Origin of the sequence: Micromonospora sp. WMMD735, from assembly GCF_049178995.1 — a bacterium.
GTDB lineage: Bacteria > Actinomycetota > Actinomycetes > Mycobacteriales > Micromonosporaceae > Micromonospora > Micromonospora wenchangensis.
Genome location: NZ_JBMHMJ010000002.1, coordinates 2,925,986 through 2,939,599, shown reverse-complemented (window position 1 = coordinate 2,939,599; position 13,614 = coordinate 2,925,986). Strand labels below are relative to the sequence as shown.

Annotated in this window: 15 protein-coding genes; 6 read left to right on the top strand and 9 right to left on the bottom strand. The window is 73.5% G+C overall.

Annotated elements, in window-relative coordinates; translation table 11 throughout:
• The first annotated feature begins 216 nt into the window (after window positions 1–216).
• Window positions 217–1,821, top strand: a complete 1,605-nt coding sequence (locus ACN268_RS12280; RefSeq protein WP_204926107.1) for an ABC-F family ATP-binding cassette domain-containing protein — start codon at window positions 217–219, stop codon at window positions 1,819–1,821.
• Window positions 1,822–1,918: 97 nt separating this feature from the next.
• Here the strand turns inward: ACN268_RS12280 and ACN268_RS12275 are convergent, their stop codons facing one another.
• On the bottom strand, window positions 1,919–2,521 hold the full coding sequence (locus tag ACN268_RS12275) for a cadmium resistance transporter (RefSeq protein ID WP_421483318.1): 603 nt from the start codon (window positions 2,519–2,521) through the stop codon (window positions 1,919–1,921).
• A 202-nt stretch (window positions 2,522–2,723) separates the two neighbouring features.
• On the opposite strand from ACN268_RS12275, the gene ACN268_RS12270 reads away from it, so the two are divergent.
• The 3 genes from ACN268_RS12270 to ACN268_RS12260 all read left to right on the top strand — a co-directional run bounded on the left by ACN268_RS12270 (window position 2,724) and on the right by ACN268_RS12260 (window position 5,875).
• Window positions 2,724–2,951, top strand: coding sequence for a helix-turn-helix domain-containing protein (locus ACN268_RS12270; RefSeq protein ID WP_007072022.1), 228 nt, complete (start codon window positions 2,724–2,726; stop codon window positions 2,949–2,951).
• A 43-nt stretch (window positions 2,952–2,994) separates the two neighbouring features.
• The gene (locus ACN268_RS12265) at window positions 2,995–3,762 is read left to right on the top strand and encodes an enoyl-CoA hydratase/isomerase family protein (protein WP_204926108.1); all 768 of its coding nucleotides are present in this window, start codon (window positions 2,995–2,997) and stop codon (window positions 3,760–3,762) included.
• A 127-nt stretch (window positions 3,763–3,889) separates the two neighbouring features.
• Entirely contained in the window at window positions 3,890–5,875 is a 1,986-nt protein-coding gene (locus ACN268_RS12260; RefSeq protein ID WP_421486869.1) for an ABC transporter ATP-binding protein, read from the top strand.
• 229 nt (window positions 5,876–6,104) lie between these two features.
• Here ACN268_RS12260 and ACN268_RS12255 read toward each other — a convergent pair whose 3' ends face one another.
• The 7 genes from ACN268_RS12255 to ACN268_RS12225 all read right to left on the bottom strand — a co-directional run bounded on the left by ACN268_RS12255 (window position 6,105) and on the right by ACN268_RS12225 (window position 11,147).
• Window positions 6,105–6,542: a hypothetical protein gene (locus ACN268_RS12255; protein WP_421483316.1), complete on the bottom strand. Its 438-nt coding sequence runs from the start codon at window positions 6,540–6,542 to the stop codon at window positions 6,105–6,107.
• Window positions 6,543–6,755: 213 nt separating this feature from the next.
• Window positions 6,756–7,391 (bottom strand): G/U mismatch-specific DNA glycosylase, encoded by a 636-nt coding sequence (gene mug, locus ACN268_RS12250; RefSeq protein ID WP_421483315.1) that lies wholly within the window; start codon window positions 7,389–7,391, stop codon window positions 6,756–6,758.
• A complete protein-coding gene (locus tag ACN268_RS12245) occupies window positions 7,388–8,140 on the bottom strand; it encodes an SDR family oxidoreductase (protein WP_204926111.1) in 753 nt (250 codons plus the stop codon). Before ACN268_RS12245 ends, mug begins: the two co-directional genes overlap by 4 nt.
• Before the next feature lie 49 nt (window positions 8,141–8,189).
• Window positions 8,190–8,684, bottom strand: coding sequence for a hypothetical protein (locus ACN268_RS12240; RefSeq protein ID WP_421483314.1), 495 nt, complete (start codon window positions 8,682–8,684; stop codon window positions 8,190–8,192).
• Window positions 8,681–9,499, bottom strand: coding sequence for a DUF692 domain-containing protein (locus tag ACN268_RS12235; protein ID WP_421406621.1), 819 nt, complete (start codon window positions 9,497–9,499; stop codon window positions 8,681–8,683). The genes ACN268_RS12240 and ACN268_RS12235 overlap by 4 nt, the downstream gene beginning before the upstream one ends.
• On the bottom strand, window positions 9,496–10,443 hold the full coding sequence (locus tag ACN268_RS12230; protein WP_421483313.1) for a TIGR04222 domain-containing membrane protein: 948 nt from the start codon (window positions 10,441–10,443) through the stop codon (window positions 9,496–9,498). The genes ACN268_RS12235 and ACN268_RS12230 overlap by 4 nt, the downstream gene beginning before the upstream one ends.
• A 131-nt stretch (window positions 10,444–10,574) precedes the next feature.
• Entirely contained in the window at window positions 10,575–11,147 is a 573-nt protein-coding gene (locus tag ACN268_RS12225; protein ID WP_204959124.1) for a TetR/AcrR family transcriptional regulator, read from the bottom strand.
• Between the two features lie 231 nt (window positions 11,148–11,378).
• Here ACN268_RS12225 and ACN268_RS12220 point away from each other — a divergent pair, with 231 nt between their 5' ends.
• Together ACN268_RS12220 and ACN268_RS12215 are read left to right on the top strand one after the other, a co-directional pair.
• Window positions 11,379–12,026 (top strand): HAD family hydrolase, encoded by a 648-nt coding sequence (locus ACN268_RS12220; protein WP_204926116.1) that lies wholly within the window; start codon window positions 11,379–11,381, stop codon window positions 12,024–12,026.
• Between the two features lie 155 nt (window positions 12,027–12,181).
• Complete coding sequence (locus ACN268_RS12215; protein WP_421483311.1) at window positions 12,182–13,114, top strand: serine protein kinase RIO; 933 nt, start codon at window positions 12,182–12,184, stop codon at window positions 13,112–13,114.
• A gap of 50 nt (window positions 13,115–13,164) precedes the next feature.
• Here ACN268_RS12215 and ACN268_RS12210 read toward each other — a convergent pair whose 3' ends face one another.
• Window positions 13,165–13,413: a DUF2630 family protein gene (locus tag ACN268_RS12210; RefSeq protein ID WP_088645025.1), complete on the bottom strand. Its 249-nt coding sequence runs from the start codon at window positions 13,411–13,413 to the stop codon at window positions 13,165–13,167.
• Window positions 13,414–13,614 lie beyond the last annotated feature (201 nt).

Genomic DNA, 13,614 nt, shown 5'->3' with positions numbered 1-13,614 from the left:
GAGGGTTGCGGTACCGGACCGGGTCCGGACGGCGTTTTCGGTACCCGATGATCTTGTACGGTAATCCGGGCGGTGTGCGTCGGGCCGCCCGGTACACTTGTCGGGTGCTGCGCTGCGAAGGCTGAACCGCCCCGCGCCGACGGGAACCACTGACCCGCCGGCGCTTTCGCGTGCCCTGAGTCAGCCCTTCCAGACCCCCGAGAGCGAGTACCGGAAATGATCAGTGTCACCGGCCTGGAACTGCGCGCCGGCTCCCGGATCCTCCTGTCCGACACCACCCTGCGGGTGCAGCCCGGTGACCGGATCGGACTGGTCGGCCGCAACGGCGCCGGCAAGACCACGACCCTCAAGGTACTGGCCGGCGAGGGGCAGCCGTACGCCGGGCAGATCGACAGGCGCAGCGCCATCGGCTACCTGCCGCAGGACCCACGCACCGGCGACCTGGAGGTCACCGGCCGGGACCGGGTGCTCTCCGCCCGGGGGCTGGACGTGCTGATGGCCCAGATGAAGGAGATCGAGCAGCAACTCGCCGACGGCGTCGACGACAAGCTCGTCCGCCGCTACGGCGCGCTGGAGGACCAGTTCGCCTCGCTGGGCGGGTACGCCGCCGAGGCCGAGGCCGCCCGGATCTGTGCCAACCTGGGGCTGCCCGACCGGGCCCTCGCGCAGACCATCGGCACCCTCTCCGGCGGTCAGCGTCGCCGCATCGAACTGGCCCGCATCCTGTTCCGCGACGCGGGGGAGAACGGCGGCGGCATCCTGCTGCTCGACGAGCCCACCAACCACCTCGACGCCGACTCGATCACCTGGCTGCGCGGTTTCCTCGCCAACCACAAGGGCGGGCTGATCGTGATCTCCCACGACGGTTCGCTGCTGGAGTCGGTGGTCAACAAGGTCTGGTTCCTCGACGCCACCCGCTCCGTGGTCGACGTCTACAACCTGGGCTGGAAGGCGTACCTGGCGGCGCGGGAGACCGACGAGCGTCGTCGCCGCCGGGAACGGGCCAACGCCGAGAAGAAGGCCGGCGCCCTGATGGCGCAGGCGGACAAGATGCGGGCCAAGGCCACCAAGACCGTCGCCGCGCAGAACATGGCCCGCCGGGCCGAGAAGCTGATCTCCGGGCTGGAGGAGGTACGGGTCTCCGACAAGGTGGCGAAGGTCCGGTTCCCCAACCCCGCGCCGTGCGGTAAGACCCCACTGACCGCGACCGGCCTGTCCAAGTCGTACGGCTCGCTGGAGATCTTCACGGACGTGAACGTCGCGGTGGACCGCGGCTCCCGGGTGGCGATCCTCGGGCTCAACGGTGCCGGCAAGACCACGCTGCTGCGGATGCTCGGCGGCCTGCTCCCGCCGGACACCGGCGAGGTGCACGCCGGGCACGGCCTGCGGCTGGGCTACTACGCCCAGGAGCACGAGACGCTGGACGTGGAACGCACGGTGCTGGAGAACATGCGGGCGGCGGCGATCGAGCAGTCCGACACCGACCTCCGCAAGATCCTCGGTGCCTTCCTGTTCTCCGGCGAGGACGTGAACAAGCCCGCCGGGGTGCTCTCCGGTGGCGAGAAGACCCGGCTCGCCCTGTCGACCCTGGTCTGCTCCGGCGCGAACGTGCTGCTGCTGGACGAGCCGACGAACAACCTCGACCCGGTCAGCCGGGAGCAGGTGCTCGACGCCATCGCCAACTACCCCGGCGCGATCGTGCTGGTCACCCACGACCCGGGCGCGGTGCTCGCGCTCAAGCCCGACCGGGCCATCCTGCTCCCCGACGGCGACGAGGACGCCTGGAGCGACGACCTCCTGGAACTGGTCGAGCTGGCCTGACCCGACCCCGACCCCGCCCGCGACGGCCGGCGGGGTCGGCTGCCCGCGACGGCCGGCGGGGTCGGCTGCGGCCGGTGGTCCACGGTCTGGCCGGTGGTCAGCGGGCGAGGTCGGCCAGCCGACCGAGGACGCCCGAGCCGACCAGGATCACCAGGCCGATGGCGACGAAGACGACCGGGACCAGCCAGTGCCCGGCCCGGCCGACCAGGTGGACCACCCGGGGGTGCCCGCCGAGCAGTGCGGCGGCACCGCACCAGACGGCGACCAGGAGCGCGAAGACCAGCAGGTAGACCAGCCCGGTGGCCGGGTCGAGGGCGCGGAACACCGGGACGTAGACGGCGATGTTGTCGGCGCCGTTGGCGACCGTCACCCCGGCGACCCCGAGCAGTCCGCCGACCACGGGCGGTGGCGAGTCGTCGTCGGTGCGGGCCAGCAGCGCCCGGACCCCGAGCGCGACCGGCAGCAGCCCGAGCAGGCCGGTCCACGGATCCGGTACCACCAGCAGACCGGCGGCGACCACCAGGGCGGCCGTGACGAGGGTGGCGATGCCGAGGTACTGACCGGTGACGATCTGCCACGGGCGGGGTCGTCCCACACTGCGGGCGGCCACGAAGAGTACGGTCAGCACCACGATGTCGTCGAGGTTGGTGGCGGCGAAGACGGCCGCCGCGCCACTCACGTCGCCCAGCAGGTCGGTCACGACCGGCAGGCTACGGGCCGCCGACCAGGGCCGCCAGGGCGCGCTAGCAGCCGCCGGCCGAGTGCAGGGTCACTCTATCGGGTTGACGACACTGCATAGCGTGTCGGTTGGCGAAGAGTTGATATCTGGCGCATGATCGTTCGAGACGGTCTAATAGGTGGGACCGTATCGAACCGCACAGTCTGGGACGTGAGGAATCAGCATGGCAGCCACTGGCACAGCCACCAGCACTGAGAAGGGTCGCCGGATCGTCGGAGCCGAGCGTCAGACGCTCGCCAAGGACCTGGTAAAGCGGTACACCGGCGGGGAGAGCATCCGCGCGCTCGCCGCCTCGACCGGGCGATCCTACGGGTTCATCCACCGTGTGCTCACCGAGTCCGGTGTGCAGCTGCGGCAGCGCGGCGGCGCCCGGCGTCGCAAGAAGGCGTGACCCGCCCACCAGCGTCGTCCGTCAGCACGCCCCGGGCGGTCCGGTGACCGCCGAGACGACCGGGGTGCTACTGCACTGCGACGGGCCGGTCGCGACGGTCACGTTGTGCCGGCCCGACGTGCTCAACGCCCAGACCCCGGCGATGTGGCGCGCGATGAGCGACTTCTCCCGGGACCTGCCCGGCGACGTGCGCGTCGTGGTGGTACGCGGCGAGGGGCGGTCGTTCTCCGCCGGCCTCGACCTGTCGGTGGCCGGTGCCCAGGGGCCGGGTTCCTTCGCCGAGCTGTCCACCCTGCCCGAGCAGGAGTGCGCCGACCGGATCGCCGGTTACCAGCAGGGCTTCACCTGGCTGCACCGCCCCGACGTGATCTCGGTGGCTGCCGTGCAGGGTCACGCCATCGGCGCTGGCTTCCAGCTCGCGCTCGCCTGCGACCTGCGGGTCCTCGCCGAGGACGCGAAGCTGTCGATGGCCGAGGTCACCCTCGGTCTGGTCCCCGACCTGGCCGGCACGAAGCGGCTGGTCGAGCTGGTCGGCTACGCCCGTGCCCTGGAGTTGTGCGCCACCGGCCGGCGGATGGACGCCGCGGAGGCCGACCGGATCGGCCTGGCCAACCTGGTGGTGCCGAACGCCGAGTTGGATGCGGCGGTCGGTGACCTCACCGCCGGCCTGCTCGCCGGCAACCGGGACGCGGTGGTGGAGATCAAGGCGCTGCTTGCCGGTGCCGCCGGCCGCTCCCACACCGAGCAGCAGCGGGCCGAGCGTGAGGCGCAGACCCGCCGGCTGCGCGACCTGGCCGGCCGGGGCGAGTAGCCGGCCGGCGGTCGGTAAGGACTGCCCGGGAAGAGTCGGGTTACCACCGAGGTTGTCGTAGGCGTGGGGAGAATCGACCCCGACGGTGCGTGCCGCCACGACACGGAGGTGACCGATGTCCAACCCGATGACGGGCGGCAACATGGCCGGCTGGAGCATGCTCCGGTCGATCCGCCACGGCGACGAGGTCTCCGCCCACCGGCTCAAGCGCGGCACCGCCAAGCGGATCATGGCGTTCGCCCAGCCCTACCGGCGGGACATCGTCATCTTCCTGGTGACCGTGGTGATCGCCGCCGTGATCGGGGTGGCCACCCCGGTGCTCGCCGGGCACGTGATCAACGCGATCAGCCGTGGCGGGCCGGAGGCCGGAGCCACGGTCGTGCGGTTCGCCCTGATCATCGGCGGTCTGGCCGTCGCCGACGCGGTCTTCTCCCTGGTCCAGCGTTGGTACTCGGCCCGCATCGGCGAGGGCATCATCCTCGACCTGCGTACCAGGGTCTACGACCACGTGCAGCGGATGCCGTTGCAGTTCTTCACCCGCACCCAGACCGGCGCCCTGGTCAGCCGGCTCAACAACGACGTGATGGGTGCCCAGCGGGCGTTCACCTCCACCCTGTCCGGGGTGGTCAGCAACGTCATCCAGCTGGTGCTCACCGCCGGGGTGATGTTCACCCTCTCCTGGCAGATCACCACGCTCTCGCTGATCCTGCTGCCGATCTTCGTGATCCCCGCCCGACGGGTGGGTCGGCGGCTGGCCGAGATCACCCGGGAGTCGTACAACCTCGACGCCAAGATGAACGCCACGATGACCGAGCGGTTCGGGGTGGCCGGGGCGCTGCTGGTCAAGCTGTTCGGCTCGCCCGGCGTGGAGGCGGGTCGGTTCGCCGCGCGGGCCGAGCGGGTCCGCGACATCGGCATCCAGTCGGCGATGTACTCCCGCACCTTCTTCGTGGCGATGCTGCTGGTCGCCTCGCTGGCCCAGGCGCTCACCTACGGGCTCGGCGGCTGGCTGGCGGTCAACGGCGCGGTCAGCGCCGGCACCGTGGTCACGCTCGCCCTGCTGCTCACCCGCCTCTACGGTCCGCTGACCGCGCTGTCCAACGTCCGGGTCGACGTGATGAGCGCCCTGGTCTCGTTCGACCGGGTCTTCGAGGTGCTCGACCTGCGTCCCGGCATCGAGGAGAAGCCCGACGCGGTGCCGGTGCCCGCCGGTGCCGGGCGGGTCGAGTTCCGCGACGTCCGGTTCCGCTACCCGGCCGCCGCCGACGTCTCGCTGGCGTCGCTGGAGGAGGTCGCCACCCTTGACCGGACAGCCGGCGAGCCGGTGCTCAAGGGGGTGTCCTTCCGGGTCGAGCCGGGGCAGATGGTGGCCCTGGTCGGGCCGTCGGGGGCGGGCAAGTCGACCCTGTCCATGCTGATCTCCCGGATCTACGACGTCACCGACGGCGAGGTGCGGGTCGGTGGGGTCGACGTCCGGGACGCCACCCTCGCCTCGCTGCGCGACGAGATCGGCGTGGTCACCCAGGACTCCCACCTGTTCCACGAGACGATCGCCGAGAACCTGCGGTACGCCAAGCCGGACGCCACCGACGACGAGATCTGGGCGGCGCTGGCCGGCGCCCAGGTGGCCGACCTCGTGCGCGCCCTGCCCGACGGGTTGGAGACGACCGTCGGTGAGCGCGGCTACCGCTTCTCCGGTGGGGAGAAGCAACGCATCGCCATCGCCCGACTGCTGCTCAAGGCCCCGTCGATCGTGATCCTCGACGAGGCCACCGCCCACCTCGACTCGGAGAGCGAAGCGGCGGTGCAACGGGCGCTGGCCGTAGCGCTGACCGGGCGGACGGCGCTGGTGATCGCGCACCGGCTCTCCACGGTCCGCGACGCCGACCAGATCCTCGTCCTCGACGACGGCCGGATCGTCGAGCGGGGGCGGCACGACGAGCTGGTCGCGGTGGGTGGGCTCTACGCCGAGCTGTACCGCACCCAGTTCGCGGTCGCCGACTCGCCCACGCCGTACCCGGATGCCGCCGAGCCGGCCGAGCCGATCGTCACCACCGTGCCCATGGGCACCTACGTCGCCCAGGAGGCGCGGCCCCCGGCCGTGGCCAACTGACCGTCCCCCGTCAGGGAGGCCGGTGGTGTCCGTGTGCACCGTCGGATGGTGGGGGCGCCGGTCGGCGGCGTGCCGTCGCCTGCGGTACGGGGCCGGGCCGGGGGGAGCGGCCCCGACCTGGCCCCTATTCTGACGCAATTCCCACGTCGGTCGCCGGGGGACGCGGGTCACCGGCTGGATGGGCCGGTGCTCGGCAATTCGGTGCCCGTTCCGTCATGCCGCGCGCAACTCAGAAGTAGATCGTGCGGGCCTTCGTGTACGTCGTGTACTGGTTCCCCGGGTAGAACGTGGAACCGGACACCGTGACCTGGATGTTGGTGAATCCATAGGCGGAGACGAGATCGCCGGTGAAGGTCTCGCAGTTCTGGTAGTAGACGGTGTGCGCGGCGCTGGCGGTGCCGCCCTGGATGGTGACCCGGGCGCTCGGATAGGTGCTCTCCCCGCACAGCGTCACCGAGTAGCTCGCCTGGTTGCTGCCCGTCGTCCCGGTGATGGTTCCGGTGGCGGTGCCGAGGGACTGGCTGTTGTTGTAGCCACCCTTGACCGAGACGGTGAACGGTGCGGTGCCGGCCTGGGCGCTGACCGCGGGCAACATGGCCACTGCGGCGGCCCCGGCGGCGCCCGCGGCCAACAGGCGGACGAAGCGGGAAGAACGGACTTGTGACATAAGTGCTCCCGACGTGATGGGAAATGCGTTAACGGCGTGTGGCCGATTGCCTTCCAATGTTAGACCAACGTGAACTCGAAAGCACGCGCGAAATAAATACGCGTCAATTGCATCGGGACCCGTCGTGCGCAATTTATTGCCGTGATGTCGGCATTTACACGACACATCGTGAACGCGCGACGCGACGTACCGTGGGTGCGGGGACGGCGGCGGTCAGCCGGTGGGGGAGGGCGGGTGGCCGGTCACCGCGGCGCGCAGCTCGCCGAAGGCGTCCCCCAGGGTCTGCGGGGTGAAGTGGGCGTTCAGGCCGCTCGGGTTGGGCAGCACCCACAGCCGCGCGCCGGCCAGCGGCTCCGGCTGCGGGCCGAAGCCGGCCCGGGGCCGGGCGAACCCGATCCGGTACGCGGTCACCCCGACCACGGCCACCCAGGTCGGCCGGTAGCGGGTCACCTTGTCGGTCAGCGTCCGCGCGCCCGCCACCAGCTCCGCCGGGGTCAGCTCGTCCGCCCGGGCGCTGGCCCGCGCCACCATGTTGGTGATGCCCAGGCCGAACCCGGGCAGCGTGTCCTGCTCACTGGGGTGCAGTTGGCGTGGGGTGAAGCCGCCCCGGTGCAGGGCCGGCCAGAAGCGGTTGCCCGGCCGGGCGAAGTGCCAACCGGTGGCCGCCGACCACAGGCCCGGGTTGATCCCGACGAAGAGCACCGTCAGCCCGGGGCCGATCACGTCCGGGATGGTGCGGTCCGCCGCCGCGGCCAGCTCCGCCCGGTCCGGCCGCCGCACCGGTCCGGAGGTGGTACGGACCGGTGCGGGGGTGGTCGCGGGTCCGGTCGAGCGGCGTCGCGGGGTCACAGGCTGCGCAGCGCGCCGCCGTCGACCGGCACGCTGACCCCGGTGACGTAGCCGGCGGCGGGGGAGAGCAGGAACGCGGCGACCCGCCCGAACTCGGCCGGATCGCCGATGCGGCGCAGCGGGATGCCGGCCTCCGCGGCGGCGCGGGCCGTCTCGTCGTCGCCGAGCAGCTCCCGGTTGCGGTCGGTCAGGAAGCGTCCGGGCAGCAGGCCCAGCACCCGTACGCCGCGCGGGCCGTGCTCGTCGGCCAGGTCCTTGGCCACCCCGGCGAGGCCGGGCCGCAGCCCGTTGGAGATGCCGAGGCCGGTGATCGGGGTACGGGCCGAGGTGGACAGCACCAGCCCGATCGCGCCGCCCTCGGTGAGCGCGGCGGCCACCGTCCGGGCCGTCCGCACGGTGCCCAGGAAGACCGTCTCGAAGGACTCCCGCCACTGCGCGTCGCTGACCTGGGCGGCGGTGCCGGCGGGCGGCCCACCCACCGAGACGAGCGCCCCGTCGAGCCGGCCGAAGTGCTCCCGGGCGGCGATCACCAGCCGCTCGGGCAGGCTCGGGTCGGCCAGGTCGGCGACGAGGCCGATGGCGTGCTCGGGCCCACCCAGCAGGTCGACCGCCCCGGCGACCCGCTCCGGCGTCCGGGCCGACAGGACCACCCGTGCCCCGTCGGCGACCAGGCACCGTGCGGTCGCGAAGCCGAGCCCCCGGGACGCGCCGGTCAACACGTACACCCGATCGGTGAGTCCGAGATCCATGCCACCGATCCTGCCGTATCCGGCGGTGGTCGGCGCGGCGGGCCGGCGGTCAGCGGCGGGTGGAGGGTAGCAGGCGTACCCGGCCGGCGAGCTGGAGGGCGACGGCGTCGCCGCTGCGGGCCAGGGCCGGCAACCGGCGGCGGCGGGGCGGACGCCTGCCGTCGTAGCGGTGGGCGGCCTCGCGGGCGGCCAGCTCCTGCGCGCCGAGCGCAGGGAGGGCGCCCCGGTCGCGCAGCGTGCGGGCGAGGTCCCACCCGTCGCGCAGCGACCCGGCGGTGGGCCGGCCGGCTGCCCAGCCGGCGAAGGTGGCCGGCCAGGCGTCGCCGAGCCCGGCGGCGAGCAGCGGCCAGTGGCGGGCGACCTCCCCGGCCCGCTTGCGCAGCAGCGCCCGCCGGGCGGCGTCGACCCGGTCGGTGGCGAAGCCGGCGGGCAGCGGAGCCCCCGCGACCAGGGCGGCGACCAGCGCGGCCTGGCGGGCGGCCAGCCCCGCCGGTCCGGAGGCACCGGGCGGCGGGGCCGACCCGACGGGGTGTGTCGGGCTCACGTGACCACCGGGTGGCCGGCGGCGGTGGCGAGGGCGTCCAGCTCGGCCCGCAGCACGTCGGCGGGCGGGTAGTGGCCGTCGCGTTCCAGCAGCAGGGGCGGCGGCCGGCGGCCGGCGGCCAGCGCGCCGACCAGCTCCAGCACCTCGGTGGGCACCGGATCGGTGTGCGTGTCGTGGTAGAGCCCGCCGTGCTCGGCCCCGCCGGCCACGTGCACGTAGGCGATCCGTTCCAGCGGCAGCCGGTCCAGCAGGGCCTGCGGGTCCTGGCCCCGGTTGCGGGCGTTGGCGTAGACGTTGGCCACGTCGAGCAGCAGCTCCGCGTCGGTGGCGTCGAGGATCTCGGTGAGGAAGTCCGCCTCGTCCAGCTCGTCGTCGGGCCAGTCGAACAGCGCCGCGATCGGCTCCAACGCCAGCGGCACCGGCAGCTCCGCCCGGGCCCGCGCGACGTTCGCCGTCACCGCCGCCACCGCCTCCCGGGTGCGGGGCAGCGGCAGCAGGTGCCCGGCCTCCAGCCCGCCGGCCCGGACGAATGCGATGTGCTCGCTGACCAGTGGCGCGCCGACCAGCTCGGCCACCCGGGCCAGGTGCGTCACCCGGGCCGGGTCGACCGGCTCCGCGCCGCCGAGGGAGAGTCGCACCCCGTGCGGCACGACGGTGACGTCGCGCTCCCGCAGCGCGGCCAGCCCCGGTGGGAGGGGGCCGTCGGGGGCGAGCGACTCCGCCACCACCTCGACGAAACGCAGGCCGGGCAGCTCGGCGACGAAACCGGCGATCTCCGGCCGCCAGCCGATGCCCACCCCCTGCGGACGGGTCATCCGCCGCACCCGCCACCGCCGCCGCATCCTCCGCCACCACCGCAGGAGCTGCCGCCCCCGCACGACGAGCCGCTGTCGCCCGACGAGGTGCTGCCGCCGCACGTGACACCCGTGGAACCGGTGTAGCCGCTGCCGCTGCCGGCGTTCAACGCCTGCCGCTGGATCTCGGCCTGCGCGGCGAAGCCGGGGTCGAGCGCGTAGAGGGAGACGGTGCCGAACAGGGCCACCCCCATCGCCGCGCCGGCCGGACCGTAGGTCGCGTAGGCCGGGGAGGCGTCGGGGGCGAGGTGGTGGTTGCTGCTGCGCAGCCGACGCATCATCACGTTCGCCGTCCTGGTCCGCCGGGGGGTGCGGGCCACCAGGGCGAAGGCCACCCCGAGCCCGGCCAGGGCGAGCAGCAGCCAGCCGACCGGCCGGCCGTTGACCAGCCCGGAGACCAGTCGCACCACACCCAGGGCCAGCAGCACCAGCAGCAGGTTCCGGCCGCGCCGCAGGGCCCGTACCCCGTCGGCGTCGATCAGCAGACCGCGCTGCTCCAACCCCTGCCGCAGCTCCTGCAGGGCGCGGGTCACCCCGGCGTTGCGGCGCAGCTCGCGGGCGGCGACCGACCGGCGGGCGGCGTGCCGGATCGCGTGGTCGAGTGGAGTGAGCCCGTGGGGTGCCGACTCGGTGGCGACCAACCGGCCGTTCGACTTGACGTCGATCGCGCCGGCGCCGCGCAGCCCACCCAGCGCCGCCCAGATGGCGAGCTGGTCGCCGCCGTTGAGGTAGGCGACCTGCTGCGGACCGAGCTGTTCGGCACCGACCGCGTCGGGTCCGGCGGCCGTGCGCCGCCGGTGCACCAGCACGCCGATCACGGCGACGACGGCCACCAGGAGGTAGAGCTTCAGGAAGAGCGGGCCGGGGATGCCCCAGGTGTCGCCCGCTGCGGCAAGGGTGTTCATGGGCTGCTCCTGTCGCGCGAGGGGGATCGCGGCCCCATTGTGGGACAGCCCCGCCACGCCGGCACGGCGGCGGTGGGCGAGTTACCGAGCCGAGACCTGCCCGCTCCCACGGCTGCCGCCCCGGGGCGGGGTCAGCGGCGGCGGACGGCCTCCTCGACCAGGTCCAGCACCGGCCCGAGATCGCCGGCGGGCCGGCCCATCGCCAGGTGCAGCACCAGACCGTCGTACGCCAGCTCCAGGAACTGGGCCAGCACGTCGATGTCGATGTCCTCGCGGAGCACCCCGGCCTCGCGTTGCCGCACGAGCCGGTCCCGGGTCGCCTCGGCGATGGCGGCCGACCGTTGCGCCCACCGGCTGGCGAACGCCGGGTCGGTACGCAGCCGGCGGGACACCTCCAGCTGGCTGCCCAGCCAGCCGGTGGTGTCCGGGGAGACCGCACGGGCGAGCAGGTCCCGCATCACCTGGACGAGGCCGTTGCGGGCCACCGTGGAGACCATCACGGCGGCGTCGTCCTCGGCGACGGCGAGGAAGAGCGAATCCTTGTCGCGGAAGTGGTGGAAGATGGCGCCCCGGGACAGCCCGGTGGCCTCCTCCAGCCGGCGCACGGTGGCTCCCTCGTAGCCGTGCCTGGCGAAACAGGCCCGGGCCGCGCCGAGGATCTCCTGGCGACGCGCGTCGAGCTGGTCCTGACTTACTCTGGGCACGGGTCGATCGTCGCAGGTGACCCAGCGCAAGGCAAACCGTACGTACGGCTTGCTATTGGCCCGTCACCTCGGAATGCCGGACGCGCGTCCGGTTAGGATCAGCCGGTGGCGACAGCCCCGGTCACCTCCCCCCACCCGCGCCCCGCACCCGCCCGACCCCGGCCACCCGACGGTCGACGGCGGGTGGTTCGACCCTGTCGGCGGCGGTCCCCTCTCCCGTAAGGTGCCTCAGTGCCGTTGCTCCTGCTCGACCTGGACAACACCCTGCTCGACCGGGCCGGGCCGTTCCGCGCCTGGGCCGAGGGTTTCCTGGCCGAGATCGGCGCGCCGGCCACCGACATCGACTGGCTGCTGTCCATCGACGCCGACGGCCTGACCGACCGGTGGGACATCGCCGACGCCATCCGGGACCGGTACGCGCTGCGCATCCCCTCCATCGACCTGGTCGAGGAACTGCACGACGGGGTGGTCGGCTACACCCGGCTGGATCCGCTGGTGGCCTGCGCGCTGCGGATCGCCGACGACGCGGGGTGGCTACCGGTGGTGGTCACCAACGGTTCGGTCCGGCTGGAGGACGCCAAGATCCGGCAGACCGGCCTGGACCGCTACGTCGCCGACTGGGTGATCTCCGAGGAGGCCGGGGTCAGCAAGCCCAACCCCCGGATCTTCGCGCTGGCCGCCCAGCGGGCCCGGCTGCCGCTGCGCGGCGCGTGGGTGGTGGGGGACAGCCCCGAGGCGGACATCGGCGGGGCCGCCGCGGTCGGCCTGCCCAGCGTCTGGCTGCACCGGGGCCGGAGCTGGACCGACACCCGGTTCGCCCCCACCCGTACCGTCGACTCGTTGATCGCGGCCGTCTCGGTGGTGCTCGCCGGCGGGTAAATCGGTTGTGCCCCGTGCGGGGCGTCGGCCAGCATGGGCCGGCGCGCACGCGCAGCCGGGCGGGGCCCGGTCGAGGAAGGGGGGTCGGTCATGACCGTCTTCGCAGGGTCGTACCACCTGCCTCCATCAGCCTCGATCAAGGGATCACCAGCACCGTGCGCGAACACGACCTCCCGGCGCCGCAGCGCCGTGGCCGCGGCAAGAGCCGCTTCGACGACGACGAGACACCCCTTCTGACGTACGGCCGGCAGCCGGCCGGCACCGCACCCCAGGACGAACCCGACCCCGAGCCGGAGGACCACTGGTCCTCCTGGGACCAGGCCGTGCACGGGCCCGAACCGCACCCGCCGTGGCTGGTCACCGAGCTGGCCGCCCGGGACACCGACCTCGGCGTGCTCAAGACCGGCAAGGAGGCGGACGTCCACCTCGTCCGCCGGGCGGTGCCCGACACCGACCGGTCCTGCCTGCTGGCGGTCAAGCGCTACCGCGACGCCCAGCACCGGCTCTTCCACCGTGACGCCGGCTACCTGGAGGGACGCCGGGTCCGCCGGTCCCGGGAGAACCGGGCGATGGCCGGCCGGACGGCGTTCGGCCGGCAGATGATCGCCGGCCAGTGGGCGGCGGCCGAGTTCGCCGCGCTGTCCCGGCTCTGGGAGGTCGGGGCGGAGTCCGGGCGGATCGCCGTGCCGTACCCGGTGCAACTGCTCGGCACCGAGCTGATGCTGGAGTTCGTCGGCGACCCCGACGAGGGGACCGCCGCACCCCGGCTGGCCCAGGTACGCCCCGACCCGGCCGAGCTGCGTTCCCTCTGGGAGCAACTGGTGGACGCCCTGATGGTGCTGGCCCGGGCCGGCTACGCCCACGGCGACCTGTCGCCGTACAACCTGCTGGTGCACGCGGGGCGGCTCGTCATGATCGACCTGCCGCAGGTGGTCGACGTGGTGGCCAACCCGCAGGGGCCGGAGTTCCTCGCCCGCGACGTGCGGGTGGTGGCGACCTGGTTCACCGCCCGGGGCCTGCCCGCCGCCGACACCGACCCGGCCGCCCTCACCGGGCTGCTGCTGCGGGAGGCGGGGATGCGGCGCTGACGCGGCGACGCCCCCGGACGACCGACCGTCGTCCGGGGGCGTCGGGGGCGTCACTGGAGGTAGCGCTCGACCTCCGACACCGGCCGGGCCCCCTGTGCCTCCGGGTCGCCGTGGGCCTCCCGGGCCGCCCGGCGGCGGCGCAGCAGGTCCCAGCACTGGTCCAGGGACTCCTCCAGCGCGCGCAGTTGTTCCTTGGCCTCGTCGTCGGTGCCGGATTCGTGGGCCTGGGCCGCCGACCGGAGCCGGTGCTCCTCGTCGACCAGTTCCGAGATCCGGTGCAGGATGCTCTTGTCGTCCATGCCCCTGAGCCTGGCACAGCGGGGTCGGCCGCGCCCGCGATCGGGGTCGGTCGTCCCGGCGACGGTCCCGTCCGACCCGCCGCCGGCCCGGCACCGCCGTCGGGCCGGTACCATCCATGGTGGTCACCATCGCCTCCGACCTGCGGCACCGGCCCCGCCTCCATGATCAGCATGGCTTGAGCGATGGTGCTGCCGACTGCT

Bases quoted from the DNA above. Each gene is read 5' to 3' on its own strand.
- ACN268_RS12280 (WP_204926107.1), top strand. From the start codon at position 217: ATGATCAGTGTCACCGGCCTGGAACTGCGCGCCGGCTCCCGGATCCTC.
- ACN268_RS12270 (WP_007072022.1), top strand. From the start codon at position 2,724: ATGGCAGCCACTGGCACAGCCACCAGCACTGAGAAGGGTCGCCGGATC.
- ACN268_RS12260 (WP_421486869.1), top strand. From the start codon at position 3,890: ATGACGGGCGGCAACATGGCCGGCTGGAGCATGCTCCGGTCGATCCGC.
- ACN268_RS12255 (WP_421483316.1), bottom strand. From the start codon at position 6,542: ATGTCACAAGTCCGTTCTTCCCGCTTCGTCCGCCTGTTGGCCGCGGGC.
- ACN268_RS12245 (WP_204926111.1), bottom strand. From the start codon at position 8,140: ATGGATCTCGGACTCACCGATCGGGTGTACGTGTTGACCGGCGCGTCC.
- ACN268_RS12235 (WP_421406621.1), bottom strand. From the start codon at position 9,499: ATGACCCGTCCGCAGGGGGTGGGCATCGGCTGGCGGCCGGAGATCGCC.
- ACN268_RS12230 (WP_421483313.1), bottom strand. From the start codon at position 10,443: ATGAACACCCTTGCCGCAGCGGGCGACACCTGGGGCATCCCCGGCCCG.
- ACN268_RS12210 (WP_088645025.1), bottom strand. From the start codon at position 13,413: ATGGACGACAAGAGCATCCTGCACCGGATCTCGGAACTGGTCGACGAG.